Source organism: Azospirillum baldaniorum (assembly GCF_003119195.2).
GTDB lineage: Bacteria > Pseudomonadota > Alphaproteobacteria > Azospirillales > Azospirillaceae > Azospirillum > Azospirillum baldaniorum.
In genome coordinates this window covers 958,905-985,083 of record NZ_CP022254.1, presented here as the reverse complement: position 1 = coordinate 985,083, position 26,179 = coordinate 958,905, and the positions used below count along the sequence as shown (strand labels likewise).

Annotated in this window: 13 protein-coding genes; 7 read left to right on the top strand and 6 right to left on the bottom strand. The window is 72.0% G+C overall.

Annotation, left to right across the window (positions count from 1 at the left end; translation table 11 throughout):
* Positions 1 to 161: 161 nt before the first annotated feature.
* Entirely contained in the window at positions 162 to 3,080 is a 2,919-nt protein-coding gene (locus tag Sp245p_RS18805; RefSeq protein WP_109138756.1) for a PAS domain S-box protein, read from the top strand.
* A 22-nt stretch (positions 3,081 to 3,102) separates the two neighbouring features.
* On the opposite strand, the gene tyrS is transcribed toward Sp245p_RS18805, so the two are convergent.
* Entirely contained in the window at positions 3,103 to 4,377 is a 1,275-nt protein-coding gene (gene tyrS, locus Sp245p_RS18800) for a tyrosine--tRNA ligase (protein ID WP_014197738.1), read from the bottom strand.
* Between the two features lie 277 nt (positions 4,378 to 4,654).
* On the opposite strand from tyrS, the gene Sp245p_RS18795 reads away from it, so the two are divergent.
* A complete protein-coding gene (locus Sp245p_RS18795; protein WP_014197736.1) occupies positions 4,655 to 5,731 on the top strand; it encodes a PA0069 family radical SAM protein in 1,077 nt (358 codons plus the stop codon).
* Between the two features lie 97 nt (positions 5,732 to 5,828).
* Positions 5,829 to 7,745, top strand: a complete 1,917-nt coding sequence (locus tag Sp245p_RS18790; protein WP_014197735.1) for a tetratricopeptide repeat protein — start codon at positions 5,829 to 5,831, stop codon at positions 7,743 to 7,745.
* Between the two features lie 3 nt (positions 7,746 to 7,748).
* On the opposite strand, the gene Sp245p_RS18785 is transcribed toward Sp245p_RS18790, so the two are convergent.
* The 3 genes from Sp245p_RS18785 to Sp245p_RS18775 are packed head-to-tail and all read right to left on the bottom strand — an operon-like array spanning position 7,749 to position 13,679.
* Entirely contained in the window at positions 7,749 to 9,590 is a 1,842-nt protein-coding gene (locus Sp245p_RS18785) for a tetratricopeptide repeat protein (protein ID WP_109138755.1), read from the bottom strand.
* A gap of 37 nt (positions 9,591 to 9,627) precedes the next feature.
* A complete protein-coding gene (locus tag Sp245p_RS18780; protein WP_014197732.1) occupies positions 9,628 to 12,438 on the bottom strand; it encodes a glycosyltransferase in 2,811 nt (936 codons plus the stop codon).
* A 2-nt stretch (positions 12,439 to 12,440) separates the two neighbouring features.
* On the bottom strand, positions 12,441 to 13,679 hold the full coding sequence (locus Sp245p_RS18775; protein ID WP_014197731.1) for a glycosyltransferase family 4 protein: 1,239 nt from the start codon (positions 13,677 to 13,679) through the stop codon (positions 12,441 to 12,443).
* A gap of 115 nt (positions 13,680 to 13,794) precedes the next feature.
* Here Sp245p_RS18775 and Sp245p_RS18770 point away from each other — a divergent pair, with 115 nt between their 5' ends.
* Complete coding sequence (locus tag Sp245p_RS18770) at positions 13,795 to 17,583, top strand: tetratricopeptide repeat protein (RefSeq protein ID WP_109138754.1); 3,789 nt, start codon at positions 13,795 to 13,797, stop codon at positions 17,581 to 17,583.
* On the opposite strand, the gene Sp245p_RS18765 is transcribed toward Sp245p_RS18770, so the two are convergent.
* Positions 17,564 to 19,501: an O-linked N-acetylglucosamine transferase, SPINDLY family protein gene (locus Sp245p_RS18765; protein ID WP_014197727.1), complete on the bottom strand. Its 1,938-nt coding sequence runs from the start codon at positions 19,499 to 19,501 to the stop codon at positions 17,564 to 17,566. The two genes, Sp245p_RS18770 and Sp245p_RS18765, sit on opposite strands and share 20 nt — an antisense overlap.
* A 138-nt stretch (positions 19,502 to 19,639) precedes the next feature.
* Between Sp245p_RS18765 and Sp245p_RS18760 the strand changes: the two genes are divergently transcribed.
* From Sp245p_RS18760 to Sp245p_RS18750, 3 genes are read left to right on the top strand one after another with little or no spacing between them, the layout of a single operon-like run.
* The gene (locus tag Sp245p_RS18760) at positions 19,640 to 21,151 is read left to right on the top strand and encodes a tetratricopeptide repeat protein (protein WP_165359985.1); all 1,512 of its coding nucleotides are present in this window, start codon (positions 19,640 to 19,642) and stop codon (positions 21,149 to 21,151) included.
* Positions 21,148 to 22,932 carry a glycosyltransferase gene (locus Sp245p_RS18755; protein ID WP_109138752.1) on the top strand — a complete coding sequence of 595 codons (1,785 nt, stop codon included), beginning with the start codon at positions 21,148 to 21,150 and terminating at the stop codon, positions 22,930 to 22,932. The genes Sp245p_RS18760 and Sp245p_RS18755 overlap by 4 nt, the downstream gene beginning before the upstream one ends.
* A 17-nt stretch (positions 22,933 to 22,949) precedes the next feature.
* Complete coding sequence (locus Sp245p_RS18750; protein WP_244439467.1) at positions 22,950 to 24,836, top strand: O-linked N-acetylglucosamine transferase, SPINDLY family protein; 1,887 nt, start codon at positions 22,950 to 22,952, stop codon at positions 24,834 to 24,836.
* A 26-nt stretch (positions 24,837 to 24,862) separates the two neighbouring features.
* Here the strand turns inward: Sp245p_RS18750 and Sp245p_RS18745 are convergent, their stop codons facing one another.
* Positions 24,863 to 26,176 carry a tetratricopeptide repeat protein gene (locus tag Sp245p_RS18745; RefSeq protein ID WP_014197723.1) on the bottom strand — a complete coding sequence of 438 codons (1,314 nt, stop codon included), beginning with the start codon at positions 26,174 to 26,176 and terminating at the stop codon, positions 24,863 to 24,865.
* Between the last annotated feature and the right edge of the window lie 3 nt (positions 26,177 to 26,179).

Here is a 26,179-nt window from a genome sequence, read left to right as displayed (position 1 = left end):
TCCCTCCTTTTGGTAAACGCAAGGTAAGGATGTGGCCGGCGGGGTAGCGGGGCACCGCTGCCGCGAATACGACGGCGTGCATCGGACCCGGGGTGCCATGCGTCCCTTGGGAAGTGCAGGGTCGTGCCGTTCCCTTCCGCCGTGCTTTTCCCGGGCTGCCGATGAGCATTCTCACACGCCTTGTCCTGCTCGTCCTCCTCGCCAGCCTGCCGGCCATCGGCATCCTGGCCCACAACAGCCTGACCGCCATCGAGGCGGGGGAGCGGCAGGCCGAGGCCGAGGCCCGCCGCCTGCTGACCCTGATCCAGGATGAGCAGCAGCGGGTCGTGGAGGGCATGCGCGGCGTGCTGGTGACGGTGGCCGAGATGGCGCCGCGGCTCGCCATCGACCCCCAGCAATGCTCCTCCACCCTGAACCGCCTGCGTGACCGTCTGCCGCGGGTGAAGGGCATCGCCCTGACCGATCTCGACGGATCGGTCCGCTGCGCCAGCGACGCCAAGCTGAACGGCCTGATGGTGGCGGCGCTGCCGCACATCCGCATGGCGCTGTATGGGCAGGGCTTCGTCGTCGGCGACTATGCGGTGCGGCGGCTGGACGGGCGCCCCGTGCTGCCCTTCGCCGCTCCCTACGCCGACGGGACGGGCCGCATGGCGGGGGTGGTGTCCATCTCGCTCGACGCCGGATGGCTGCGCGACTATCTGGCGGAAAAACCGCTGCCGCCGAACGCCATGCTGGTGCTCGCCGACCGCAACGGCACCGTGCTGGGCCGCTTCCCCGGCAGCGACGAGCAACGGGTGGGCAAGCCGCTGCCCGAACCGCTGATGGCCCTGCTGCGCGCGCCGTCCGAAGGTGTCGCCGAAATGCCCGGCCTGGACGGCGAGCCGCGGATCCTGGCCTACGCCCCGGTCGACCAGAAGGTCCGCGAGTTGTTCCTGGCGGTCGGGCTGGATCGGACGGAGGCGCTGCGCCCGGTCACCGCCGCGGCCGAGCGGAGCGCCTTCCTGCTGGCGCTGGCGGCGGCGCTCTCCCTGACCGCGGCCTGGATCGGCGCGCGCCTGTTCGTGCTGCGCCCGGTGGCCCGACTGAAGCGGGTGGTCGAGCGCTGGAGCGCCGGGGACCGCAACGCGCGGATCGGACGGCCGGGCGACCGCTCGGAGATCGGTGCCTTGGGCCGCGCCTTCGACTCGATGGCGCAGGAGCTTCAGGCACGGGAGCAAGCCCGCGACGCCGCCCACGCCGCCGAACACCGCATGGCCGCGATCCTCGCCGCCTCCACCGACGCGGTGGTGGAACTGGACCATGAGGGCCACGTGACCTTCGCCAACGAGAAGGCGGCGCGCCTGTTCGGCGACGGCGGGGACCTCGTGGGGCACGTCTTCGTGGCTCTGCTGCCGCCCGGCGTGGCCGAGCCCTTCACCGCGCGCTTCCGCGACGCTCTGGACCGGGGAGAGCCGGAGGAGTTCGAAATCCGGCTGGCCGGTGACGAGAAACGGGCCGGTGGCGACTGGTACGCCCTGCGCCTGTTCGCCACCGGCGATCGGCTGGCCGTCTACGCCCAGGACGTGACCCGCCGCAAGGAGGACGAACGGGCGATCCGGCGGGCCGTGGAGCGCCACCGCTCCCTGCTGGAAACCGCCGCCGACGCGATCCTTCTGGTGGACGCCAAGGGCACGGTGCACACCTACAACCGCGGCGCGGAGCGCATCTTCGGCCATAGCCCGGCCGACGCGGTCGGGATGGAGGTGGGCCGGCTGATTCCGGGCGGCCTCATTTCGGAGCCTCTCAGCCCGGACCGGCTGGCCGACGGCGTCGCCCGCGAGGTCGAAGGGCGGCGGCGCGACGGGCTGGCGGTGCCGCTGGAGCTGTCGCTGTCGGCCTGGAGCGACGGCGGCGACCGCTTCTTCACGGCCATCCTGCGCGACATCACCGAGCGCAAGCGCACCGAATCGGCGCTGCGCCGCGCCAAGGACCAGGCGGAGCGGGCCAATCGGGCGAAGTCGCGTTTCCTCGCCGCGGCCAGCCACGACCTGCGTCAGCCGGTGCAGTCGCTGTTCTTCCTCACCTCCGCTCTGGGCGAGCAGACCCAGGGCGGGGCGGGCCACGACACGCTGAAGACCATGCAGCAGGCGCTGGAGGCGCTGAAGCGCCTGCTCGACGGGTTGCTGGACATCTCCAAGCTCGACGCCGGGGTGGTCGAGCCGGTGACCACCACCGTGGCGATCCAGCCCCTCTTCGAGCGCCTCGCCGCCGAATACGCGCCGGAGGCGGCGCGGCGCGGCCTGACCCTGCGCGTCGTCCCGACCACGCTTCACGCGCGCAGCGACCCCATGCTGCTGGAGCGGGTCGTCCGCAACCTGTTGGACAACGCGCTGCGCTACACCGGGCGCGGCGGGGTGCTGCTGGGCGTGCGGCGGTCGCGCCGCCGCTTCCACATCGCCGTGTGCGACAGCGGTGCCGGCATCCCGCCGGATCGCCAGGAGGATATCTTTGAAGAGTTCACCCAGCTCGGCAACCCGGAGCGCGACCGCGAGAAGGGGCTGGGCCTCGGCCTCGCCATCGTGCGGCGGCTGTGCGCTCTGCTCGGCCATTCCGTGGCCTTGCGGTCACGGCCGGGCAGCGGATCGACCTTCCTGGTCACCGTGCCCGCCGCCGAGCCGCCGCGGCCTGCCGTGACGACGGTTCCCGCGGTCGGCCGGACGGAGGGCGGCGGGTGCCGGCTCGTCCTCATCATCGACGACGAGGTGATCATCCTGATGGGGCTGCGCGCCATGCTGGAGGGCTGGGGCTACGAGGTCATCGCCGCCACCGCCGGGGACGAGGCGATCCGCCTGCTCGACGAGGCCGGGCGACGCCCGGACGTCATCCTGGCCGACTACCGGCTGCGCCACGGCAAGACCGGGCCGGAGGCGTTGCGCGCCATCCACGCCCATTGCCGGGCGTCGATCCCCAGCATCATCCTGACCGGCGACACCGCCCCCGAACGGATCGTCGAGGCCCAGCGCAGCGGCTTCGCCATCCTGCACAAGCCGGTGTCGTCCCATCACCTGAAGCAGGTGGTGGCCGAAGCCGGGGGCCGCTGAGGGCGCCCGGCTCCGGCTCGGCTCACCGAACCCGGACCAGCGCGTGGCGCTTGCGGCCGGCGGACAGGCGGATGAGTCCCTCGCCGTCGAGGTCCGCCGCGGTCAGCAGCGCCGCCTCGTCGGTGACGGGGGCGCCGTTGACCCGCGCCCCGCCGTCGCGGATCAGCCGTCTTGCGGCCCCTTTGGACTCGGCGAGCCCGGCGGCGGCCAGCAGGTCGGCCAGCCGGACGCCGGCGGCAAGGTTGGCGCGGGCGGTCTCCACCGTCGGCAGGCCGCCGCCGGCCCCGGCCTCCTCGAAGACCCGGCGGGCGGTCTCCCCGGCCTCGGCCGCCGCTTCCGCGCCGTGGCAGAGGACCGTCGCCTCATGGGCGAGGATCTTCTTGGCCTCGTTGATCTCCGATCCCTGGAGCGCTTCCAGCCGGACGATCTCGTCCAGCGGCAGCTCGGTGAACAGGCGCAGGAAGCGGCCGACGTCGGCGTCCTCCGTGTTGCGCCAGAACTGCCAGAAATCGTGCGGGCTGCGCCGGTCGGCGTTCAGCCACACCGCCCCCGCCGCCGTCTTGCCCATCTTGGCGCCCGACGCGGTGGTCAGCAGCGGCGTGGTCAGGCCGAACAGCTCCGTCCCGTCGACGCGGCGGGCCAGCTCGATCCCGTTGATGATGTTGCCCCACTGGTCCGACCCGCCCATCTGCAGCCGGCAGCCGTGGCGGCGCGACAACTCCAGGAAGTCGAAGGCCTGGAGGATCATGTAGTTGAACTCCAGGAAGGTCAGCGGCTGCTCGCGGTCGAGCCGCAGCTTGACGGAGTCAAAGCTCAGCATCCGGTTGACGGTGAAATGGCGCCCGATGTCGCGCAGCATCGGGATGTAGCGCAGCTCGTCCAGCCAATCGGCGTTGTCGACCATCACCGCGCCGTTCGGCTCTTCGCCACCGAAGGACAGGTATTGGGCGAAGGCCCGGCCGATGCCGGCCATGTTGGCGGCGATCTGCGCGTCGTCCAGCATGGGGCGGCTGGTGTCGCGGAAGCTGGGGTCGCCGATGCGCGTTGTGCCGCCGCCGATCAGCACGACGGGCCGGTTGCCGGTCTTCTGAAACCAGCGCAGCACCATGATCGACACCAGATGCCCGACATGCAGGCTGTCCGCCGTGGCGTCGAAGCCGATGTAGGCGCCGACCGGCCCCCGGCGCAGCAGGGCGTCGAGGCCCGACAGGTCGCTGCCCTGATGCAGGAATCCGCGCTCGTCGAGCACGCGCAGGAAGTCGGACTGGAAGGGGCTGGAAGCGGCGGGGGTCGCCATGGTGCTGATCTCCGGAAGGGAAGGGCCGCATCCCGGGGATCATCTGTCGAAGCACATGCCGCCGGTCAGCGGCGGCATGGTTCATATGGTCAAGACTGAACGCACCGCCCTATGGGAGCAGCGTATAATAGCGGCTGAAGTGGTGCGTGCGCGTCGTCATGACCGGGAAGCTAGGCGCGCCGGGGCGGGCCGTCAAGGGCGATCGGTTCCCTCCCGCGTCCAAGAGACGGATGATTGTTCCCTTTACGTTCTATTTCCGCGCCGCTATTCTCCTCCCATGGACGAGATTCCGCGGCAGGCCCTGAAAGGACGGGGAGCGATCAGCAACCTGACCTCCCGTTACGAGCGGGAGACGCGGGTGCTGGCCGACGATGGCTGGGGCGAGAACGAAGCGCTGACGGAGACCGTCCCGACCCAGGTCTTCGACGACACGGCCCGTTCGGTCCTGTCGAAGAACACGTCGCCCGACGTGATCTTCGAACGGTCGGTGAACCCCTATCGGGGGTGCGAACACGCCTGCATCTATTGCTTCGCCCGCCCGACCCACGCCTACCTCGGCCTGTCGCCGGGGCTGGATTTCGAGACGAAGATCTTCCGCAAGGCCCGAGCGGCGGAGCTTCTGGCGGCGGAGCTTCGCGCCAAATCCTACCGTTGCCAGCCGCTGGCGCTGGGCGCCAACACCGATCCCTACCAGCCCATCGAGCGGGAGCAGCGCATCACCCGCGCCGTGCTGGAGGTCTGCCGCGACTTCAACCAGCCGGTGATGATCATCACCAAGTCGGCGCTGGTCCTGCGCGACCTCGACATCCTGGCGCCGATGGCGGCCAAGGGGCTGGTCAACGTCGCGCTGTCGGTCACCACGCTCGACCGCGACCTCGCCCGCCGGATGGAGCCGCGGGCCAGCACGCCCGCCCGACGCCTCGCCGCCATGCGTGAGCTGACGGCGGCCGGCGTGCCGGTGGCGGTGCTGGCCAGCCCGATGATCCCGGGGCTCAGCGACCATGAGCTGGAAGCCATCCTGACCGCGGCGGCGGAGGCCGGAGCGACGCAGGCCAACTACATCCTGCTGCGCCTGCCGCTGGAAATCGCCGATCTGTTCGAGGAATGGCTGCGCGAGCACGCGCCCAACCGCGCCGACCGCGTGCTCAGCCTGATCCGCCAGTGCCGCGAGGGGAACTTGTACCAGTCCCAGTTCGGCAGTCGCATGAAGGGCTCCGGCCCGGTGGCAGAGCTGTTGTCGAAGCGGTTCAAGCTGGCTTGCCGGCGCCTCGGCCTCAACGCCCGCGATGCCGCCCTCAACTGCGCCGACTTCAAGCCCCCGCCGGCCCGTGGCGATCAACTGACCATGTTTTGACCGTTCCGTGTCGCTGGGCTACCTTCGGCCGCCTGAACATGCCCGCACGGGTGTCGATAACCCGGGTTGCGGTTCGAAGATTGAGGGAGACGGGGTGATGGCCACGATCGGTGAAATCCTGGCCGTTGCCTTCGCCGATCATCGCGCGGGCCGCGTTCCCGAGGCGGCCGTCCTCTACCGCCGGGTGCTGGAGGCCGACCCGGCCGAGCCAAACGCCTTGTATCTGATCGGCATGGCCGAGTGGCAGAGCGGCCGGCCGGCCATCGCCCCGACCCTGATCGCGCGCGCGCTTCGGATCAATCCCGGCTGGATCGAGGCGCGCGTCAACCGGGCCATCATCCTGGACAAGGCCGGCCATCCGGCGGAGGCCACCGCCGAATGGCGGCGGCTGACCCTTTTCGATCCGGGCCATCCGCAGGCTTGGCGCAATCTCGGCGACGCCTTGCAGGCCCGGGGCGATGCCGGCGCTTCGCGGGCGATCGATGCGCTGCGACGCGCGACCCGCCTCGATCCCGGCTTGGCCGAGGGTCATCACGATCTGGGGGTGGTGCTGCGCCGCGTTGGCCAACTCGACGAGGCGGTGGACAGCCTGGTCCACGCCATCGCGGTCAAGGCCGATCTGGCGACCGCCCACATGAACCTGGGCAACACCCTGCTTGAACGCGGCGATGACGCCGCGGCCCAGGCCAGCCTGCGGCGCGCTCTGGCTCTCAGCCCGTCCAGTCCGGAATACTGGTACAATTTCGGCAACGCCCTGTACGCCCATGGCGATCCCCTGCGGGCTCTGCGCGCCTACCGGCGGTCGGCGCGGCTGGGGCTCGCTCTCGCTCATTTGCGGGTGGCGACGGTGCTGAGCGATCTGGGCCGCTTGGCGGAGGCCCAGGCGGAACTGTTCGAAAGCCTGCCGATCCCCGGCGTCGATGTGTCCCTCAGCATCGAGTTGCTGAGCAACCTCTTCCTGCGCAGCGACCGGCTGGCCGAAGGGCGGGCGTTCTTCACCCGGCTGGCCACGACGCCGCTTGGCGGCGTGGTCCATCTGGGGGAGTGCCTGACCGCGCTCGCCGCGCTCGACCTGCGGGACGGCGCCCCCCGGGCCGCCCGCGACCGGCTGGCGGCGGTTCGCGGGGACAACGGCTGGTTCTTCACCGTGAAGTCGCTCGCCGCCTTGCGCGCGACCCTGGCCGATCAGGGGCTCCAGCTGATCCGCCCCGCCGCCGTGGGGGCGGACGGCGGGCACCGGCCCCCGCGCGTGACCTCGTCGTCCCTGGCCACCCGGGGCCGCTTCGCCCACACTGTCCTGGAATACATCCTGGTCCGGCTCTACGCCGAGAAGCACGGCTTCGTGCTGGAGACTCCCGACTGGGTGGGCGGCGCCTTCTTCGAGCTGAACGATCCGCCGCAGAGCGGTCCGCTGCCGCCGCTGCTGTTCGCCCGCCGCACCCTCAACGATCTGGTGGCCGGCACCGCGGAGCGGGCGCCGATCGCCGACCGCGACATCCTTTCGCCCCTGTTCCTGTTCGAGCACAAGCAGGAATATCGGCAGCGGGTCCAGTCCTGGCTGAGGCCGCGCCGGGTCTGGGAGCCGCACCTCGCCCCGGCGGTCGAGCGTTTGCGGGCGGCGGGGAACACGGTGGTCGCACTCCACATCCGGCGCGGCGACTTCGTGACGTCCAATTATCCGATCACCGAGACCGCCTGGTACGTCGACTGGCTGCGCGACTGGTGGCCGCGTCTCGACCGGCCGGTGCTCTATGTGGCCAGCGACGACGTCGCGGCGATCCGGCACGCCTTCGCGGAGTTCCATCCCCTGACCCGGGCCGACGTCGTGGAGGAGTGGGTAGGGTTGGACTTCCTTCAGGACTTCCACGTGCTGATGAACGCCGACGTGGTCGGCACCAGCGCCGCCAGCGGCTTCAGCGTCCTGGCCGCCCGTCTCAACACCCGCGCCCGCCTGTTCGTCGAGCCGGACGTCGCCGCCCGCCGCATCCGGCCCTTCGAACCCTGGACGCCCTGAAATTTACGCCCTGAAGCCCAACGCTATGGGGTCCGGGCGGGACCGCGCGAGGGCCTGGAGAGCGGCGCGGACGCGGCCGACGACGGGCGCCCAGTCGCCGCGCCGGTCCTGGCGGAACAGGCGCATGGTCGGGTACCACGGCGTGCACATCCCCTGGTCCAGCCAGCGCCAGTCGGGGGCGAAGGGCAGCACCGTCCAGACCGGGCGGCCGAGCGCTCCGGCGAGATGGGCCGGCGCCGTGCAGGAGCTGATGACGAGGTCGAGGTTTTCCATGATCGCCGCGGTGTCGGCGAAGTCGGCGATCTCCGCGCCGAGGTCGGTGAAGGACGGCGGCAGCGGCCCGCAGGTCTCCAAATCCTGCCGTCCCGCTCCCTTCTGCAGGCCGAAGACCGTGACGCCCGGCACGTCCAGCAGCGGAAGGAACGCCTTCAGGCGCGGGGAACGGATCTGGTCGGCCTTGAAACCGGGGTTGCCAGCCCAGACCAGACCCACCCGCAGCCCCATTCCTGGACGGGGCGGCGGCCCCATGCGTTCCGCCCAGGTCGTCACCAGTTCCGGCTCGGCGCGCAGATAAGGGGTGTCGGCGGGAATCGTGTAGAGCATGGTGCCGAGCCGGTGCGGCAGGCTGGCCAGGGCGTCGTGCACGTCGTGCGGCGGCGGCGGGTCGAACCGGTTGACCACGCCCTCGACACCCGGCATGGCGGAGAGCAGGCGGACGAGCTGGCTGTTGCACTCGATGACGACGCGCACACCCCGCGCCTGAAGCTGCTGGGCGAAACGGGCGAACATGATGGTGTCGCCCACCCCCTGCTCGTCATGGACCAGCAGGGTCCGGCCGGTGAGGTCGGAGCCGTCCCAGGGGGGTGAGGCGAAGTTGCGCCGGGGCGACGGGAAGTCGGCCATGCGCGACCGCCATTCATACTCGGCGAACCCTTCTTCCAGTTCGCCCTTGATGAGCAGCCCGAAGCTCAGCGCGGTGTGCGCCTCCGCCAGGGACGGGTCGAGCCGGACCGCGGACCGCGTCAGGGCGATCATCTCGTCGATCCGCATCAGGTCGCGGGCCGCGAGCCCGAGGTTGAGGTGGGTGTGTGCGGCGTCCGGCTGCATGGCGATGGATTGCCGGAAGCAGGCCACCGCCTCGTCGAGCCGCCCGAGATCCTGAAGCGTGACGCCCAGGTTGTTGAGGACGCCGGGATCGCCCGGCGCGAAGCCCAGCGCGCAGCGGTAGTAGCGGACCGCCTCCTCGGCCCGGCCGAGACGGCGGTGGGCCATGCCCAGGTTGGCGTAGGCGGCGACCGACGACGGCGCCATGCCGAGGAGCACCATCAGCTCCTCGATCGCCGCCTCGGCGCGGCCGTCCAGGATGAGCGCCTGCGCCAGCAGAAGCCGCTGGTCGGTCAGCTGGGGCTTGAGGCGGATCAGCCGGCGCAGCGCGGTCGCGGCGTCGCCGTGCCGGCCCTGGTCCGACAGCACGTTCGCGACGTTGTTGAGCGCGTCGGTGGAGCCGGCGTCCAGCGCCAGGGCGCGCCGGCCGCAGGCCACGGCCTCGTCGCGCCGGCCGAGCCGCCGCAGCGCGCTGGCAAGGTTGGAAAAGCAGGCCGCGTTGTCGGGAGCGGAGCGGATGGCCTGCCTCATCCACTCCACGGCCTCCGCCGGCTTGCCGCACTGCAGCGCCAGCGCGCCCAGGAGATGCAGGGCGTCGGGGTGGCGGGGGTGGTCGGCGAGAACCCGCCGGTACGCGCTCTCCGCTTCAGCCAGCCGGCCCGCCCCGTGATGGGCGAGGCCCGCCGCGACGAGCGCTGTGGGGTCGGGGCGATCCAGGGTGGCTTTGGTGGGGAAGACCATGCGTCCGTGCGTTGTCCGTGCGTTTGGGGGGCGGCGATCAGATCAGGACCGGGGCTGCCCAGGGGTTGTAGGGGACCAGGGCCCGGCGCGCCGGGTCCGGCCGACGGAATTCACTGGCGTTGCGGTTCAGCATGGTGGCGACGAAGGAGAAGGAGCTGTTGGAAATGGCGACCCGGTCGGCGTGGCAGAGGACGTGGAAGTCGGTGAAGAACTCCGCACCCGCGATCGGCTCGGCCAGATCGCCGGCGGTGACGGGGCGGTAGGCGGCGAACTCCCGCAGTTGGGCGGGATCGTCGGTCGCGATGAACAGGAGCGGCCGGTCGAGCGTCGACCAGACGGTTTCCAGCCAGTGCCGATACCAGGACGCCGGGGCGATCCAGAACCGCCCCCAGCCGAAATCCCCGCGCCGAAGGTGCAGCGCCACGACGGTCCGCCCGGCGTCGCGCAGACGGCCGAGCAGCGCATCCGCGTGGGATTGGAGGTGGCGGCCCGGCGTGAACAGCGCGCGGAACTCCTCCTTGAACGGCGCCAGGGGTGTGGTGTCGCCGCAAAAATAGCCGGACACGTCGTGGTCCGCCAACACGGTCGCGGGCTCCCCGCGGAGGGAGGCGGTCACGGCGGCTTCGCCCTCCGCCTCCGCCACGCGCGGCAGCGCCGGACCGGGCAGGGGGTCGTCGTGATCGTACAGGTGGCGGCCGAGCCAGGGAGGAACCTCCAGGGTGAGGCCGTGCCGGGCGGCGTAGAGGCGCAGGACGCCGTATTGGAGAAGCTGGTTGGCGAAACGCCCGTTGCGCCCGAGGACGGTCGAGGCGAGGCGGCGGCCCGGTCCGCCCGCCGGGGCGGGTGCCGGAGGCGGCCCCCACCGCCGCGTCAGCAGGGACAGGGCGCGGCGCGTGAAGGCCTCGCCGAACCCGGGGTTGCAGCGGATCGCCCATTCCCAGGCCACCAGCGCCGCGTCGGGGCGGCCGAGCGACTCCAGGGCTGCGGCCAGCGCCGCGTGGCCGCCGTACAGCCCCGGGCTGAGCCGCAGCGCCCGCCGGGCGTGCTCCACCGCGCCCGCACTGTCGCCGAGGGCCAGCGCGGCCTCCGCACAGTCCGCGTTGAGATCGGGCCGCATCGGGTCCAGCCGGAGCGCGCGCTCCAGTTCCCGCGCGCCCTGCCGGCCCTGCCCAAGCCGCCGGTTCGCGCGGCCCAGCAGGTGCTGGGCATTGATGAGGCCCGGCTGGAGCGCCAGGGCGCGGCGCAGCCGGGGGGCGGCCTGGGCAGGGGCGTCGGTGTCGACCAGCATGGAGCCGAGATTGCACCACGCGGCGGCCGCGCCGGGATGAAGGCACGTCACCGCCCGGAAGGCCGTCAACGCAAGCCGGTCACGCCGAAGCCGGTGCGCGAGCAACCCCAACTCGAACCAGGCTTCGGTGCGGCCGGGGTCCTCGGCGGCGGCGCGGGTCAGCGCGGCGACGGCGCGATCGGGCTGCCCGGCCTGGATGGCCTCCTTCGCCACAGCGAGGAGGTCAATGGCACGCGGGGCGTCCCACGTTTCCGAAGGGGCCGTTGCCGGGGCCGGGAGCGGACCCTCGGGCTCGGCCCTCAGGAACGGCGGTCCGGTCCAGCCGCCGTCGCGCAGAAGCGCGTCTCTCCTGGCTTTCAGCGCGTGGATGCGGCGCTGGGTCAGGATCTCGATCGCGACGAAGCGGGGGTCGGATGTGACCTGCTCCGTCGGCTTGGCGCCGCTGGTCATCGTCTGGCGCTGGCGCGACAGGGCGTTGTCCGCCCGCATCGTGTAATGGACCGTCTTCTCGGCGATCCGGACCCCGCCGAACAGGCTGTGGAGCGCCCGGCCATAGGCCACGTCGTCGGCCACGGCCGGGTGGAACGGCGCCTCCTCCGGGAAGCCGCCGATCATGTCGTGGCAGACGCGCCGTACGCAGAGGTTGCACGGGTAGCTCAGCTCCGACGCCTCGCGCCACGCGGGGGTGATCTCATGGTCGATGCTGTCGAACTGCATCCCGGTGCGCACGAACCCGGCGTCGGGGGTGTGGTCCAGCGCCGTCGCCGTCAGCACGAAATGCCGCTCGAAGAAGTAATCGTCGGCGTCGAGGAACCAGATGTACCGGCCAAGCCCCGCGGCGGCGCCGATGTTGCGCGACCGCCCCGCCCCCTGGTTGCGGTTGTTCGCGATCAGCGCGACGCTCTGCTCCGGGTGGGCCCGCGCCCAGCGCAGGACCCGCGACGCCGTCTCGTCGGGGGAGGCGTCGTCGACGACGCAGACATGGATCTGCGCCCGCGGGTCCCTCACCGTCTCGCGGTAGACACGGGCCGCCGCCGCGACGCTGTCCAGCGCCCGCTCGATGGTGTCCTCCATCCGGTGCGCGGGGATCACCACGGTGCCGAGAACGTCGGTGTCGGCCTTGTGGCGCGCGATCCCCCGCAGGGCGACACCCAGCCCGCAATCCCCGGAGCCCGCGTCCGCGTGCAGCCGCTCGGCCTCCGCGTCGCGCCCCTGGACCAGCCGCACGATACCCAACGCGCGGGCGAGGCTGCCCTGTGGCGGGACGAGGCGAGCGAAGGGCTCCAGCAGCGTTGCCGCCGCGTCGGCCGCCCCATCCTGCACGCGCGCCAGGGCCTGGCTGGCGGCAACGCTCAGGGGCTCCCCGATCTGCCGGCCGAGCGCCTCGACGTCGCCGTGCAGGCGGGCGGCCCGGACGAACAGCGCGATCGCCCGCAGGCCGTCGCCCGCCGCGCGGGCGGCGTGCGCCGCGTGCTGCCACGCGACCGGGTCCGCCGGGTCGTTCGCCAGCGCCCGCCGGTGGAACGGGGCGCCTTCGGGGGGCGTGGCATCCCGTGCCATCCCTAGGCCACCGCCGCCACGAAGGTCTCGGCGAAGGCGCGCCACGTCCGCTCGCCGCGCAGGAAGGCCCGCGCCGCGTCGGCACGGGCGCGGGCGGCGGCGCGGTCGGTGTAGAGGGTTTCGAGATGGGCGACGGCCTCCTCGACGGAGGATTCCCCCCACCCGCGGCGCCGGCCCCCTTGACCTGATGCGGAGTCGGTCACGGGACCCTGGTGGCGCAGCGGCAGGCAGTTGCCATCACGGATCAGGTCGAGATGACCGGTGTTGGCCGACAGGATGACCGGCACGCCGCAGGCCATCGCCTCCATGGCGACGAGGTTGGTCGCCCCTTCGCAACGGTTGGGGAAGAGGGCGGCGTGGCAGTCCGCCAGGATGGCGGCGATCTGGCCGCGCCCGAGAAAGCCCATGTCGACGAAGCCCTCCGGCGGCACGCCGCAGTCCATCGCCCATTCCACGATGCGCAGCTTGCCGTTGTCGCCAACGGCGGGGGCGCAGGGCACCAGCGGGGACTCGGCGATGTCGGCGGAGGTGTGCGGCCAGGGGTTGTGCCACGCGGTGACCAGAAGCGCGTCGGGATGGCGCTCATGGAACCGGCGGAAGGCGGCCAGCACGATGTCCTGCCCCTTGCGGAACTCCACCTTCCCGCCCGAGAAGACGACGAAGCGGTCGCCGAAGCGCCGGGCCGGCGGGACCGGCGCCAGCTCGTCCGGGTCCACGCCCTGGAAGGCGCAGCCGACGTCGGTGATGCCCTGCTCGGCCAGCAGCGCCCTGTTGTATTCGGAATGGACCACGAGCTTGTCGTAGCTCCGCGCGCGGCGCAGCGTGTCCTCGTCGAACCGGGTGTCCTCGAAGGCGATGACCCCGACGTTGCGGCTGCCGCGGAACCGGGCGGAGAATGGTCCCGCGACGAAGCCGTTGCCGAGCGCGTGCAGGACGGTGCAGTCGTTGAGGCCGAGCATCCGATCGCCCGACCGCTCGGCGATGGCGGTGATCTGCCGATGGCCGTCCATCAGGCTTTCCAGCTTTTCCCGGTTCTCCGGGCGCAGGGTGGACAGCAACGGCTTTTCCAGCAGGAGCGGCGGCCGCCCCCGGTCGATCAGATGCAGCGCCGTGTGGACGCCGACCAGACCCCAGCCGTGGATTTCCGAAAGCTGCCACGTCAACGCCAGATTCTGCGCCGGATTCTGCTCCACGCGCGGGGTCCCCCCATCCACCGCTGCCGACTCCGTCACGCGCCGCATATCCTTTTTGCCCATGGCCTTGGATGGTAGGATAGCAGAACGCGGGCACCGATCCACAGCGTGAGCCGCTGTTCAGCGCCAGCCATCACGTGCGAGCGAGCCAGCCCGAGCCAGCATGACCGTCAAGATCGCCTTCCTCGACCCGGCGGGTGGGGACTACACGCCGGACACGCCACGCCTGCACCCGCTCGGCGGTTCGCAATCGGCCCTGTGCTACCTCGCGGAGGCGCTGGCCGCCGCCGGGCTTGAGGTCACGCTGGTCAACGGCACCCGGACGCCCGGCCTGGTGCGCGGGGTGCGCTGTCTTCCCGCTGGCACCGTGTCCTGGGAGGACATGCGCGCCTTCGACGTCGTGGTGCTGCTCAACGGCTGCCCGACGGAGGCATTGACCCGGCTGCGCGCGGCGCTGGACGGCGGACAGAAGCTGATCCTGTGGATGCAGCACGCCATCGATCAAGCCGCCGCGCAATGCGTCGCGGAGCCGGAGGCGCGCGCCTGCTGGGATGGCTACGCCTTCGTCAGCCGCTGGCAGATGGACGGCTACCTCACGGCCTTCGGCCTCGACCGCCGGCTTTGCCGCATCCTGCGCAACGGCATTGCGCCCGCCTTCTCCGGCCTGTTCCCGCCGGGAGCCGACATCAGGGCGGCGAAGCCCTGGCCGCCGGTCCTGGCCTACACCAGCACGCCCTTCCGCGGCCTCGACGTGCTGCTCGACAGCGTTCCCCGCCTGCGGGCGGCGATCCCCGGAACCACCGTCCAGGTGTTCTCCAGCCTGGACGGCTATCAGGTCCCCGCCGACAAGGACCCCTACGGCGCCCTCTACCGGCGCTGCCGCGAGACCGAGGGGGTGGAGTATGTGGGGGCGGTCTCCCAAAGTGCCCTGGCCGAGGCGTTGCGCGGCGCGACCGGCCTCGCCTACCCCAACCGCTTCGCCGAGACCTCCTGCATCGCTGTCATGGAGGCGCTGGCCGCCGGCTGCCTCGTCGTGTCCAGCGCGCTGGGGGCGTTGCCGGAAACCACGGCCGGCTTCGCCCGGCTGATCCCGGTCCCCGAGGACCCGGCGGAGCACGCCGTCCGCTTCGCCGAGACCGCCCGGACGGCCCTGCTGCAGTGGCGCGACGAGGGCGCGACCACCGCCCGCCAGCTTCGCGAACAGGTCGATCACGTCACCACCGAAATGAGCTGGGCCGGACGGGCCGGGGACTGGCTGGCGTGGCTTGATGAGTTGAGAGGCGCCCGGACGGACGCCGCCGCCGCGGCCACGGCGGGGGCGGCCGCCACCGCCGGTCTGGCCGACGCGCAGCAGCGCCTGCTGGACGCGCTGGGCGCCCACCTGAACGCCCGCCCTCCGGCCAAGGAGGAGCAGGCCTGGCGGGCGGAGGCGCGGGCGCTGATCGCGCTCGTCGAGCAGTCCCTGCGGCTCGACCACAACACGGAGGAGAACCGGTCGTCCGTCTGGACGACGCTGCGCGGATTCGACGCCTGGTTCGCCTACGTCACGACGCTGACGGACACGCCGCCGCCCGCGGCCCCGCCACCCGGCGGGCGGCGAATCTACGACTGCTTCCAGTTCTACAACGAGCTGGACCTTCTGGAGGTACGACTGGCCGAGCTGGACGCGGTGGTCGACCGCTTCGTCCTGGTCGAGGCGACCTTCACCCACGCCGGCGATCCCAAGCCTCTCCATTACGCGGAGAACCGCGCGCGCTTCGCTGCCTACGCCGACAAGATCATTCACGTCGTCGTTGACGACGATCCCGGCGGCTTCGCGTGGCAGCGCGAGGCCCACCAGCGCGATGCGATCATCCGCGGGCTTGACGGCTGCGACCCGACGGACATGATCGTCGTCTCGGACGCCGACGAAATCCTCCGCCCCTGGGTGATGGAACGGCTGCGCCGGGAACCGGACGACGGCCGCTCGCTGTTCGCGCCCCATCTCGACATCTTCCTCTATTTCCTCGACCTCAAGTCGCCCGATCCCTGGGTGTCGGTGGCCGCCGCGCCGTGGGAGCTGATCCGCCGGATCGGCGCCAACCGCGCCCGCTACCTGACCAAGCTGGGGCATGGGCGCGTCGTCCCGGACGCCGGCTGGCACTTCACCTGGATGGGCGGGATCGAGCGCTTCCGCGCCAAGCTGCAGGCCTTCGCGCACCGCGAGATGATCGCGGCCTTCGATCAGGACCCGGCGGCGAACCGGGAGCGGCTGGACCGCTTCTACGCCACCGGGCGCTTCGACGGCGGTGCGGTTCCCGGCATGTGGACGTCCCTGGCACCCGTCCCCATCGACGCCGGCTTCCCCCGGCTGATCCGCGAGCGGATCGGGCATTTCCGCGCGCTCGGCTGGCTCTCGCCGGACGCCGGCCCGCCGGTCCCGGAGGAGCCGATCGCGGACTCCGGGTCGGAGCATCGTCGTGCCCTGGTCCTCGACCCCGCCTCCATCGACGCGTTCCATGCCCTGGCGATGGAGCGGCTCGGCCGCAACGCGCCGGAGGAGGCGGACGGACCGTTGCGCCGCTGCGTCGTCCTCGATCCCTTCGGCACCTTCCACCGCTTCCATCTCGCCCACACGCTGCTGATGCGCCACCGCTACGGCGAGGCGGAAAGCGTGCTGCGGGAGCTGGTCCGCCTCGTCCCCGACGACCATCGCGCCCATGCCAACCTGGGCATCGCGCTGAAGAATATGGGCCGCCACGACGAGGCGGTCGGCGTCGGACGGCGGGCGCTGGCGCTGGCCCCCGCCGAACCCGGCGTGCTCAGCAACCTGGGGCTTGCCCTTTCGCTGCGGACCGGCGGGGACGAGGCGGCGGCCCGCGTGCTGCATTGGGCGGTGGCGATCGACCCGGACTTCACCTCGGCCCGGCTGAACCTCGGCTTGGTGTTCAGCAAGCTGCGGCGCATGGGGGACGCCGAGGCCCAATGCCGGCGCCTCCTCGACCGCGATCCCGACAACGCCGAGGCGCACACCCTGCTGGGCACCTGTCTGCTGCTGCGCGGCGATCTGGAGGCGGGGTTCCGGGAATACGAATGGCGCACCCGTCTGGCCGACCGTCAGGTCGCGCCGCGCGGCCTGACGACCCCGGTGTGGGAGGGTGGAAACCCGGACGGCCTTACGATCCTGCTGCACGACGAGCAGGGGCTCGGCGACGGCATCCAGTTCGCCCGCTACGCACCCCTGCTGCGCCGCCGGGGTGCGCGCGTGATCGTCGAGTGCAACGATCGTCTCATCCGCCTGTTCGCCACGCTCCCCGGCGTGGACGGAGTCGTCGGCCGCTCCGACTCGCCGCCGCCGCACGACGCCCACGCCGCTCTGCTCAGCCTGCCACACCGCCTCGGCATCACGCTGGCGAGCGTCCCGGCCGAGGTCCCCTACCTGCGCGCCGAACCGGCGCTGGCGGCGGCCTGGGCGACGCGCATGGGCCCGCGGACGGGGCTGCGGGTCGGGCTGGTGTGGGCCGGCAACCCCGAATTCAAGGACGACCGCCGGCGCTCGCCAGGGCTGGCCGCCCTGCGGCCGCTGCTCGACGTTCCGGGCGTGGCGGTCTTCGGCCTGCAGAAGGGGGCGAGACGGAGGGAGCTGGAGACCTGCGGACCGCTGCCGGCGTCCTTCATCGACCTCGGCGCGGAGATCGCCGACTTCGCCGACACCGCGGCGATCATGGAAAACCTCGACCTCGTCATCAGCTCCTGCACGGCGCCGGCCCATCTGGCCGGGGCGCTCGGCCGGCCGGTCTGGACGCTGCTGCCGGACATCGCCGACTGGCGCTGGCTGGAGCGCGGCGACACCTCCCCCTGGTATCCGACCATGCGCCTGTTCCGTCAGGCGGCGCCGGGCGACTGGACGTCCGTCGTCTCCGAGGTGCGGGCGGCGCTGGAACGGCTGGTGGCTACAGGGGAGGCACCGTGAAGGACGCGGGCGGCAGGCCGGCGGCGTGGCGGTCCCACATCGTCCGGTAGGCGTGCTCCAGGTGACGGGTGAAGCGGGGGCTGTCGAACAGCGGGGCCGTCGCCCGCGCGGCGGCGAGGCGGCGGCGGTAGCCGGCGAGCGTCGCCGGATCGCCGGCCAGCCGCACCGCCAGCGCCTCGTAGCCGTCGAAGCTGGTGGTAACCGTCTCGGGCAGGCCGGCGGCGTTCAGCAGGCCGGCGGCGACGCGCGACGCAAAGGTGTCGCCCATCCGCGTCACCACCGGCAGGCCCATCCACAGGGCGTCCGAAACGGTGGTGTGGCCGGTGTAGGGAAAGCTGTCGAGGAACAGGTCGGCCAAGCGGTAGCGGGCGAGATGCTCGGCCTGCGGCCTGTGGGGGGCGAAGACCAGACGGCCGGGATCGACCCCGCGCCGCGCTGCCTCGCGCCGCAGGTTGTCCGTGCCGTCCCGGCCGGGCTGCTGCAACCACAGCACGCTCCCCGGCACCCGCGCCAGCACGCGCATCCACAGCCCGAACAGCGACGGGGTGATCTTGAACGGCGCGTTGAACGCGCAGAAGACGAAACCGTCCGGCGGCAGGCCGCAGGCGGCGCGGTCCGGCACGGGCGCGTCCAGCGGCCGGCGCCGGTCGTTGACCTGATAGGAGTCCGGCATGATGACCAGCCGCTCCCGATAGTGCGGCTGATGCTCCGGCGGCGTGACGAAGCGGTCGCCGATCACATAATCCATGACGTCACTGCCCATCGTCCCGGGATAGCCGAGATAGGCGACCTGGACCGGCGCCAGCCGGCGCGCCAGAAAATCGAAGCGGACGTGCCGCGTGTAGCCCTTCAGATCGACCAGGATGTGGACACCCTCGGCCGTGAGCATCGCCTGCGCCTGCTCCGCATCGCAGCCGCGGATGTCGTGGAAGGCGTCGAAGGCGGCCTCCAGGCGGCGGCGCGTCGGGCCGCCATCGTCGGGACCATAGGAACAGGCGACGACGCGGAAGCGGTCGCGGTCGTGCAGTTCGAACAGCTCGGCCGCCAGATAGGCGGTGGCGTGCTCGTGGAAGTCGGCGGAGAGGTAGGCGACGGTGAGCCGGCCATCGGCGCCGAGGGGAGGCGCCACGGGGACCGCAGCGCCTTGCGGGACAGCCGCCGGCTGCACCACCGCGCGGTGGAAGTGGCGGGCGGCGCGGTCCTGCTGCGCCGCACTCGTGTCGATCAGCAGGGTGAGCAGCGGCAGGGCGATCCCCCGGCCGCTGTCGATGACCGCCAGGATCTCCCGGCACAGAGCGTCGTACCCGCTCCAGTCACAGTGCGAGAGGGCGGCATGGAGCCGGTCGCCGAGGGATTCGGTGCGGCCGGGGTCGAGCCGGTAGGCCCGCCCGTAGGCGACGGCCGCCGCGCCCGGTTCGCCCGCATCGCGCAGCGCGTGGCCGGACTCGCGCCACGCCTCGGCGTCGTCCGGGGCCTGCGCGACCGCCCGGCGAAGAACGGCGCGGGCCGACGCGACCCGGCCCAGCTCGCGGAGCATTCCGCCCAGAGTGGTGAGCGGTCCGGCATTGCTCTGCCCGGCATCGGCCTGTCCGGGAGCCAGCCGGATCGCCCGAGCCTGAAGCGCCGCCGCCTCGGCAAGACGGCCCCGGCGGCGCAGCAGAAGCGCCAGATTGAAGCAGGCGTCGGCCAGATCCGGCTTCAGGGCGATGGTGACGGCGAGGTGGCGCTGCGACTCCTCGATCCGACCGAGCGTGTAGGCGGCGACGCCGAGAAGGAAGGACGCGCCATGATGGTCCGGCTTGACCGCCAGGATCGCGCGGCACACCGCACTGCACTCGGCGTGCCGGCCGTTCTGATGCAGCGTCAAGGCGTAGCCCAGCGCTTCGGCGGGGGACGCGAAATGCTGGGCCGTGCTCATGCTTCCCCTCGGTGCCGTCGCCCCTCCCGGACCATCATGGAGGCGTGCTAAGCGTGAAATCATCGGGCAAAGGGTTACCATCGGGCGCGGCAATTCCAAACCCATTTGCCGGGTCGACCGATTGGATGGAGAGGGTGGGTGATCGAGGCGACGTTCGACGGGTTCGGCGAAGCGTTCGACCGGTGCTTCGGCGCCGGCCTGTGTCATGTCGACGCCGGATCGCTGGAGGCGGCGGCCTGTTCCTTCCGAACGGCGGCGGCGATCCGGCCGGAGCATCCGGTGGCCTGGTTCGTCCTGGGGCTGGTGCTGCGCGGCCTGGGACTCCGGGACGGCGCGGCGGTGGCGCTGTGGGCCGCCCATCGCCTGCGGCCCGACGACGCCGACACGCTGTTCCATTGGGCGTCGCTGCTGATCGAATGCCGACGGACCGGGGAGGCGGTGGCGCCGCTTCTCCGTCTCGTGGCGTTGCGGCCCGGTTACCCGGACGCGGCGTTCAGCCTCGGCAACGCTCTGATGGCCGTGGACGAGCCCGAACGGGCCGAGGCCGCCTACCAGCTGGCCGTGCTGCTGGAACCGGGCGCGGCGGCGGCCAACAACAACCGGGGCGCGGCGTTCCTGTCGCAAGGACGGCCGGAGGACGCCGCCGTGAGCTACCGGCGGGCCGTCCGGCTTGAGCCGGGCTCCGCCGAGCATCACAAGAATCTCGGCGTCAGCCTGCTCACCGTCGGAAACTTCCTGGAGGGCACGGCCGAGTACGAATGGCGCACCCGCCAAGCCGTCTGGCAATGGAACCGCGACCGTCCCGGCACACCGCTGTGGGACGGCGGCCCGCTCGCCGGCAGGACCATCCTGGTCCATTTCGAGCAGGGGCTCGGCGACACCGTGCAGTTCATCCGCTACATGGCCGTGCTCAAGGCCATGGGCGCCCGCACCATTTTCGAATGCCAGCCGCCGCTCAAACGCCTCCTCGCCGGCGTTCCGGGCATCGACGCGCTGGTGGCGCGCGGCGAGCCGCTTCCCGAGGCCGACTGCCTCCTGCCCCTGATGAGCCTGCCCCATCGCTGCCGGACGACGGTGGCGACGATCCCCGGCGGCGTTCCGTATCTGCGGGCCGAACCGGAGCGGGCGGCGTTCTGGCGCCGGCGGATCGCCGAGGCGGGGCGGCCGGGCGAATTCCGGGTGGGCATCCAGTGGCGCGCCGCGGGGGCCGACCGCTCGATTCCGCTGGAACGCTTCGCGCGCTTGTCGCACCTTTCCGGGGTGCGGCTGTACAGCCTGCAAAAGGCGGACGGACCCGGCCAATGGGAGCGGCCCGACGACCGGCTGGAAATCGTGTCGCTGCCGGACCGGGATGGAAAAGGTGAGGATGAGGGGTTTGTCGACACCGCCGCGATCATCGAGGGCATGGACCTGATCGTCGCCTGCGATTCCGTGGTCGGCCACATCGCCGGTGCCATGGGGCGTCCGGTGTTCCTCGCCTTGCCGTGGCTGGGGGACTGGCGCTGGATGCGCCTCCCCGACCACACGCCCTGGTACCCGCAGACCCGGCTGTTCCGCATGACGCGCCGCAACGATTGGGACGGGGTGATGGCCCGGATCGCCGCCGAGATTGCCGCCGCGGTCGCCCGCCGCGCCGCGGGGGTGTCATGACGGACGGGATCGAAGCGGCGTCCCGGCTGTACGGCGCCGGGCGGCTGACGGAGGCCATCGACGCCTGCCGGGCCGTGCTGGCGGTGGAGCCGGGGCGTTTCGATGCGCTCAACCTGCTCGGCGCCGCGCTGTTCTCGACCGGCCAGGACGGCGCTGCCAGGGAGGCGTTGTGCGACGCGGTTCGCATCGCTCCGGGGCACGCCGCCGCGCTGACCAACCTCTGCATCGTCCTGCAACACCGCCGGGATTGGCCCGCCGCCGCGCGCGCCCTGCGAACGCTGGCGGCGGTGCAGCCGGAGTCCGCAGCCGTCTGCAGCCGGTTGGGCACGGTGTCGCAGGAAACGGGGGACCTGGACGCTTCCGCCCGGTTCCTGCTGCGCGCCGCGCGCCTCGATCCCGGCCCGAGCGTGCAATGGCACAATCTCGGCCTGATCCGGATGCTCGCCGGTGACATGGCGGCGGCGTCCCGGGATTTGCGCCGGGCGGTCGCCATCGCGCCCGAGGGCGCCGTCGCTCAGGTCCAGCTTGGCGAAACGCTGCTGCGGCTCGGTCGGGTGGACGAGGCCGCCGGGGTTTTCGGCCGCGCGCTCCGGCTCGACCCGACCGCCACCGACGCGGCCAACGGTCTGACGCGCTGCGCGCGCTACCGCGCCATCGGATCGGCGGCGCCCGTGTCCGGATCGGGGCTGGCGATCCGGGGGGCCTTCACAAGCGCCACGGGCTACGGCCGTTTCTGCCAGCGCTTCATCCGGACGCTGCGCCGGCGGACCGTGCCCCTGCAGGCGATCGGGATCTTCGGTCCGGAATCCTGGGAGGAGGATCTCGGCCCGCCGGTTCCCGCGAAGGCCCTGGTGAACTTCCTCATCCCGCTGGCGGTCGAGCGGGTGCCCGGCCTGGCCACGGTGACCTTCACGATGTTCGAGGGAACCCGGATACCGCCGGCATGGCGGCGCCAGAGCGAGCACAGCGACCTCATCGTCGTGCCCAGCGAATCGTCCCGTGTGGCCTGGGCGGCCCAGGGCTTCCCGGAGGATCGCCTGCGGGTCTGCCCCTTGGGGGTCGACCCGGAGGACGGCGCCGCCGCCGGCCCCGTGCCGATCCTGGTCGATCCGTGCGGGCGTCGGGTCTCCAGCTACCGCCATCGTTTCCTCAACGTCTCGGATTTCATTCCCCGCAAGAACATCGACGGGCTGCTGCGGGTCTGGCTGCGCGGCACGGCGCCCGCCGACGACGCGGTGCTCATCCTGAAGCTGGGCAACGGAAAAAACCCGGCGTTCGGCGCGGAACTCGGCGATCTGGTCCGGCGGACGGAAGCCGCCGTCGGAAAGCGGATGGCCGACGCGGCGCCGGTGGTGCTGATCAACCAGCTCCTGTCGGACGCCGACATGACGGGGCTGATGCGGGCGGCCAACCATTACTGGAGCATGTCGCATGGCGAAGGCTGGGACCTGCCCCTCTCCAAGGCGGGGGCGATGGGGTTGAGCCTGATCGCGCCGCGCCATTCGGCCTATGTGGATTATCTCGACGACCGGGTGGCCCGCCTCATCCCGTCCGCCGTCCGCCCCGCGCGCCTGCCCTACAGCGGGCAGGCCTACCCGCCGTTCCACGGGCTCGACTGGTGGGACCCGGACGAGGACGCGGCGGCGGACATCCTGACCGCCATCATCCGCGGCGACGACACCGGTCCCACGTCGGCCCGCGACCATCTGGTGCAAGGCTTCCCCTGGAGCCGCGCGGCGGACCGGCTGCTCGCCATCCTCGACGACGCAGGCCTGCGCTGATGGAGGACCCGGCCGGAATGGCGCTCCAACGCTTCGCCGCCGCCCTGGAGCATCACCGGGCGGGCCGGCACGCCGATGCCGAGGCCGCTTACCGGGCGATCCTGCGCGACGATCCCGGGCACGCCCACGCCAACAACAATCTGGCCATCCTGCTGCGCGGCACGGGGCGATGGGAGGAGGCCGCCGCCTGCTACCGCCGGGCCGTCGCGGCGCTGCCGGACGACGCGTCGATCCGCAGCAACCTCTCCTGCGCGCTGGCCGACCTCGGCCGGCCGGCGGAGGCGCTGGCGGCGGTGCGCGTGGCGCTGTCCCTGTCCCCGGATTACGCCGACGCCTGGTTCAACGCCGGCAACCTCCTGAAGACGGAGCGGCAGCCCGAGCGGGCGATCGCCGCCTACCGCCGGGCGGTGCGGCTGAGGCCCGGCATGGGCGGGGCCCACAGCAACATGGGCGACGTCCACCGCGACCTCGGGGAATCGAGCCGCGCCGTGGACTGCTACCGGATGGCGATGCAGGCGCAGCCCGACCTGCCGCAACCCGTCGTCAACCTCGGCGAGGCGCTGAAGGAGCAAGGACGGATCACCGAGGCCATCGCGGTCTTCCAAAGCGGGGTGGAACGCCACCCCGATCTGGCCCTGCTCCATTCCAACCTGCTGTTTGCCCTGCACTACACGCCCTGGGTGCCGCCCGAGGTCATCGCCCGCGCCCACGCGCACTGGAACGAGCGGCACGCCCGCCCGCTGATGCCGCTGGACCGGGGATTCCTCAACGATCGCAACCCCGGCCGCCGGCTGCGGGTGGGCTACGTCTCGCCCGACTTCCGCGCCCACGCCTGCGCCCATTTCATCGAGCCCCTGCTGCGCGAGCACGACCGCGGCGCGGTCGAGGTGTTCTGCTACGCCACCTCGAACCATCACGACGCGATCACCGAACGCATGAGGAGTCTGGCCGACGGCTGGCGGTCGTTGACCGCCCTGGACGACACGGCCGCCGCCGCGCTGGTCGAGCGCGACCGCATCGACATTCTGGTCGATCTGGCCGGCCACACGGCGCACAGCCGGCCGCTGCTGTTCGCCCGCAAGCCGGCCCCGATCCAGGTCGCCTGGCTGGGCTATCCCGACACCGCGGGGATGACGGCCATCGACCACCGCCTGACCGACGCGGTCGCCGACCCGCCGGGCCTCACCGACGCCTGGCACGCCGAGCGGCTGGTCCGCCTGCCCAAGGGGTTTCTCGCCTTCCAGCCGTTGCGCTTCGTCACGGGGCGCGACGAACCGCCGGCGCTGGTCAACGGCTTCGTGACCTTCGGGTCCTTCAACAACGCCGCCAAGGTGACGCCGGAGGTGATGCGGGTCTGGTCGGCCATCCTGGCGCGCGTGCCGTCCGCCCGCCTGTGTCTCAAGAGCCGCGCCTTCGGCGACGCGCCGACGCGGGAACGCTATCTCCGGCAATTCGCCGGCAACGGCGTGGACCCAGGCCGTGTCGACCTCCTTCCGCCGATGGATGTGATCGATCACCACCTGCAGGCCTACGACCGGATCGACATCGGCCTCGACCCGTTCCCCTACAACGGCACCACCACCACCTGCGAGGCGCTGTGGATGGGTGTGCCGGTGATCACGCTCGCCGGTCGTCATCACGTCGCGCGGGTGGGTGCCAGCCTGCTGACGCAATGCGGGCTGGCCGAGTTCATCGCCACGGACGAGGCCGGCTACATGGAGACGGCCGTCGCCCTGGCCGGGGACACCGGGCGCCTGACCGCGCTGCGCCGCGGCATGAGGGAACGGATGGAACGCTCGGCGCTCAGCGATCATCGCGGCTTCGCGGCGGCGGTCGAGGCCGCCTACCGCGCCATGTGGCACTCCTGGCTCGGGCGCGAACGGGACGCCGCGGCGGAACGCTGAGCGCCGGCCGCCGGCCGCCGGCCGCATCACCGGCCGGTGGTGCGGCGGACCTCCTCGCGCAGGGCGTCCACCGCCCGGGCGAACACCGGCTCCCAATCCTGGTCGGGACCTTGGCGGAACAGCCGCATCGTCGGGTACCAGGGCGTGCGGTCACCGGAAAAGCCGTAGATCCAGTAGGGGACGTGCTGCACGAGGTTCCAGACCGGCTTGCCGAGGGACCCGGCGAGATGCGCCACCGAACTGTCGGTCATGATGACGAGGTCGAGCTGTTCCAGCATCGCCGCCGTGTCGGCGAAATCCTCCAGGTCGGGGCCGAGCGGCGTCACCAGATGACCGGCGACGCCGCTGTCCGCGAGTTCGGCCTCGGGCGGCCCCTTCTGAAGGCTGTAGAGCCGCACGCCCGGCACCTCGGCGAAGCGCAGGAACCGGGCGAGACTGGTGGCGCGCCGGCCATTGTCGGCGAAGGTCACCCGCCCCGACCATACGATCCCGACGCGCAGCGTGCCCGGCTCCCGCGCGCCGAGCCGATGGGCTGCCTTCGCGCGGGACGAGTCCGGAACGGTCAAGGACACCGGCGGCGGGACCGAGGCCAGCGTGGTGCCGAACAGGCCCGGCAGGCTCATCTGCGACGCCTCGACGTCGAAGGCCGGCGGCGGGTCTCCCGGTTGCAGGACGGCGTCGACGCCCAGCCCCGACAGCACCCGGCGCAGTTCCGGATGGCAGTCGTACAGCACCCGGCCGCCCCGCTCCCTGACCAGCGGCACGTAGCGCGCCGCCAGGATGGCGTCGCCGAATCCCTGCTCGGTGAACAGATACAGGGTGCGCCCGTCCAGCGATCCGCCGTTCCAGGCCCGTTCGGAAGGTGGCCGGCCATGGTAGGCGGCGAGCCCGCGCCGGGCTTCGTAATCGGTGAAGCCGTGGACGTAGTCGCCGATCTGGAGCCGGGCGAGAGCCCGCTCCCACCGCAACTCGGGCGTGGCGGTCCCGTCCGCCGCCGCCCGCTCGATCATCGCGAGCGTGTCCTTGAAGCGCCCCGCCTTGCGCAGGGCCACGGCGCTGTTGAAAAGGAAGGCCGGGGCTTGCGGTTCGAGCCGCAGCGCTTCCGCATGCGCGGCCAAAGCCTCGTCGGACCGGCCGGCCTCCACCAGGGCGTTGCCCAGATTGCTCCAGATGCTCGCGTTCTCCGGCGCGACCTCCAAGCCCCGCCGGTGGCAGGCGATGGCGCCGTCCAGTTTTCCCGCGCGGCGCAGAAGGTGGCCGAGCATGCTCCAGGCGGCGCCGTCACGGGGACTGGCCGCGAGGAGGGCCTCCAGACTGGTCGTGGCCTGCGCATGATCCATCCT

Excerpts from the sequence above, each read along its gene's own strand:
- Sp245p_RS18765 (WP_014197727.1), bottom strand. The coding sequence starts at position 19,501 with ATGAGCACGGCCCAGCATTTCGCGTCCCCCGCCGAAGCGCTGGGCTAC.
- Sp245p_RS18780 (WP_014197732.1), bottom strand. The coding sequence starts at position 12,438 with ATGGCACGGGATGCCACGCCCCCCGAAGGCGCCCCGTTCCACCGGCGG.
- tyrS (WP_014197738.1), bottom strand. The coding sequence starts at position 4,377 with ATGGCGACCCCCGCCGCTTCCAGCCCCTTCCAGTCCGACTTCCTGCGC.
- Sp245p_RS18750 (WP_244439467.1), top strand. The coding sequence starts at position 22,950 with ATGGCGCTCCAACGCTTCGCCGCCGCCCTGGAGCATCACCGGGCGGGC.
- Sp245p_RS18805 (WP_109138756.1), top strand. The coding sequence starts at position 162 with ATGAGCATTCTCACACGCCTTGTCCTGCTCGTCCTCCTCGCCAGCCTG.
- Sp245p_RS18745 (WP_014197723.1), bottom strand. The coding sequence starts at position 26,176 with ATGGATCATGCGCAGGCCACGACCAGTCTGGAGGCCCTCCTCGCGGCC.
- Sp245p_RS18790 (WP_014197735.1), top strand. The coding sequence starts at position 5,829 with ATGGCCACGATCGGTGAAATCCTGGCCGTTGCCTTCGCCGATCATCGC.
- Sp245p_RS18755 (WP_109138752.1), top strand. The coding sequence starts at position 21,148 with ATGACGGACGGGATCGAAGCGGCGTCCCGGCTGTACGGCGCCGGGCGG.
- Sp245p_RS18795 (WP_014197736.1), top strand. The coding sequence starts at position 4,655 with ATGGACGAGATTCCGCGGCAGGCCCTGAAAGGACGGGGAGCGATCAGC.
- Sp245p_RS18775 (WP_014197731.1), bottom strand. The coding sequence starts at position 13,679 with ATGCGGCGCGTGACGGAGTCGGCAGCGGTGGATGGGGGGACCCCGCGC.
- Sp245p_RS18785 (WP_109138755.1), bottom strand. The coding sequence starts at position 9,590 with ATGGTCTTCCCCACCAAAGCCACCCTGGATCGCCCCGACCCCACAGCG.
- Sp245p_RS18770 (WP_109138754.1), top strand. The coding sequence starts at position 13,795 with ATGACCGTCAAGATCGCCTTCCTCGACCCGGCGGGTGGGGACTACACG.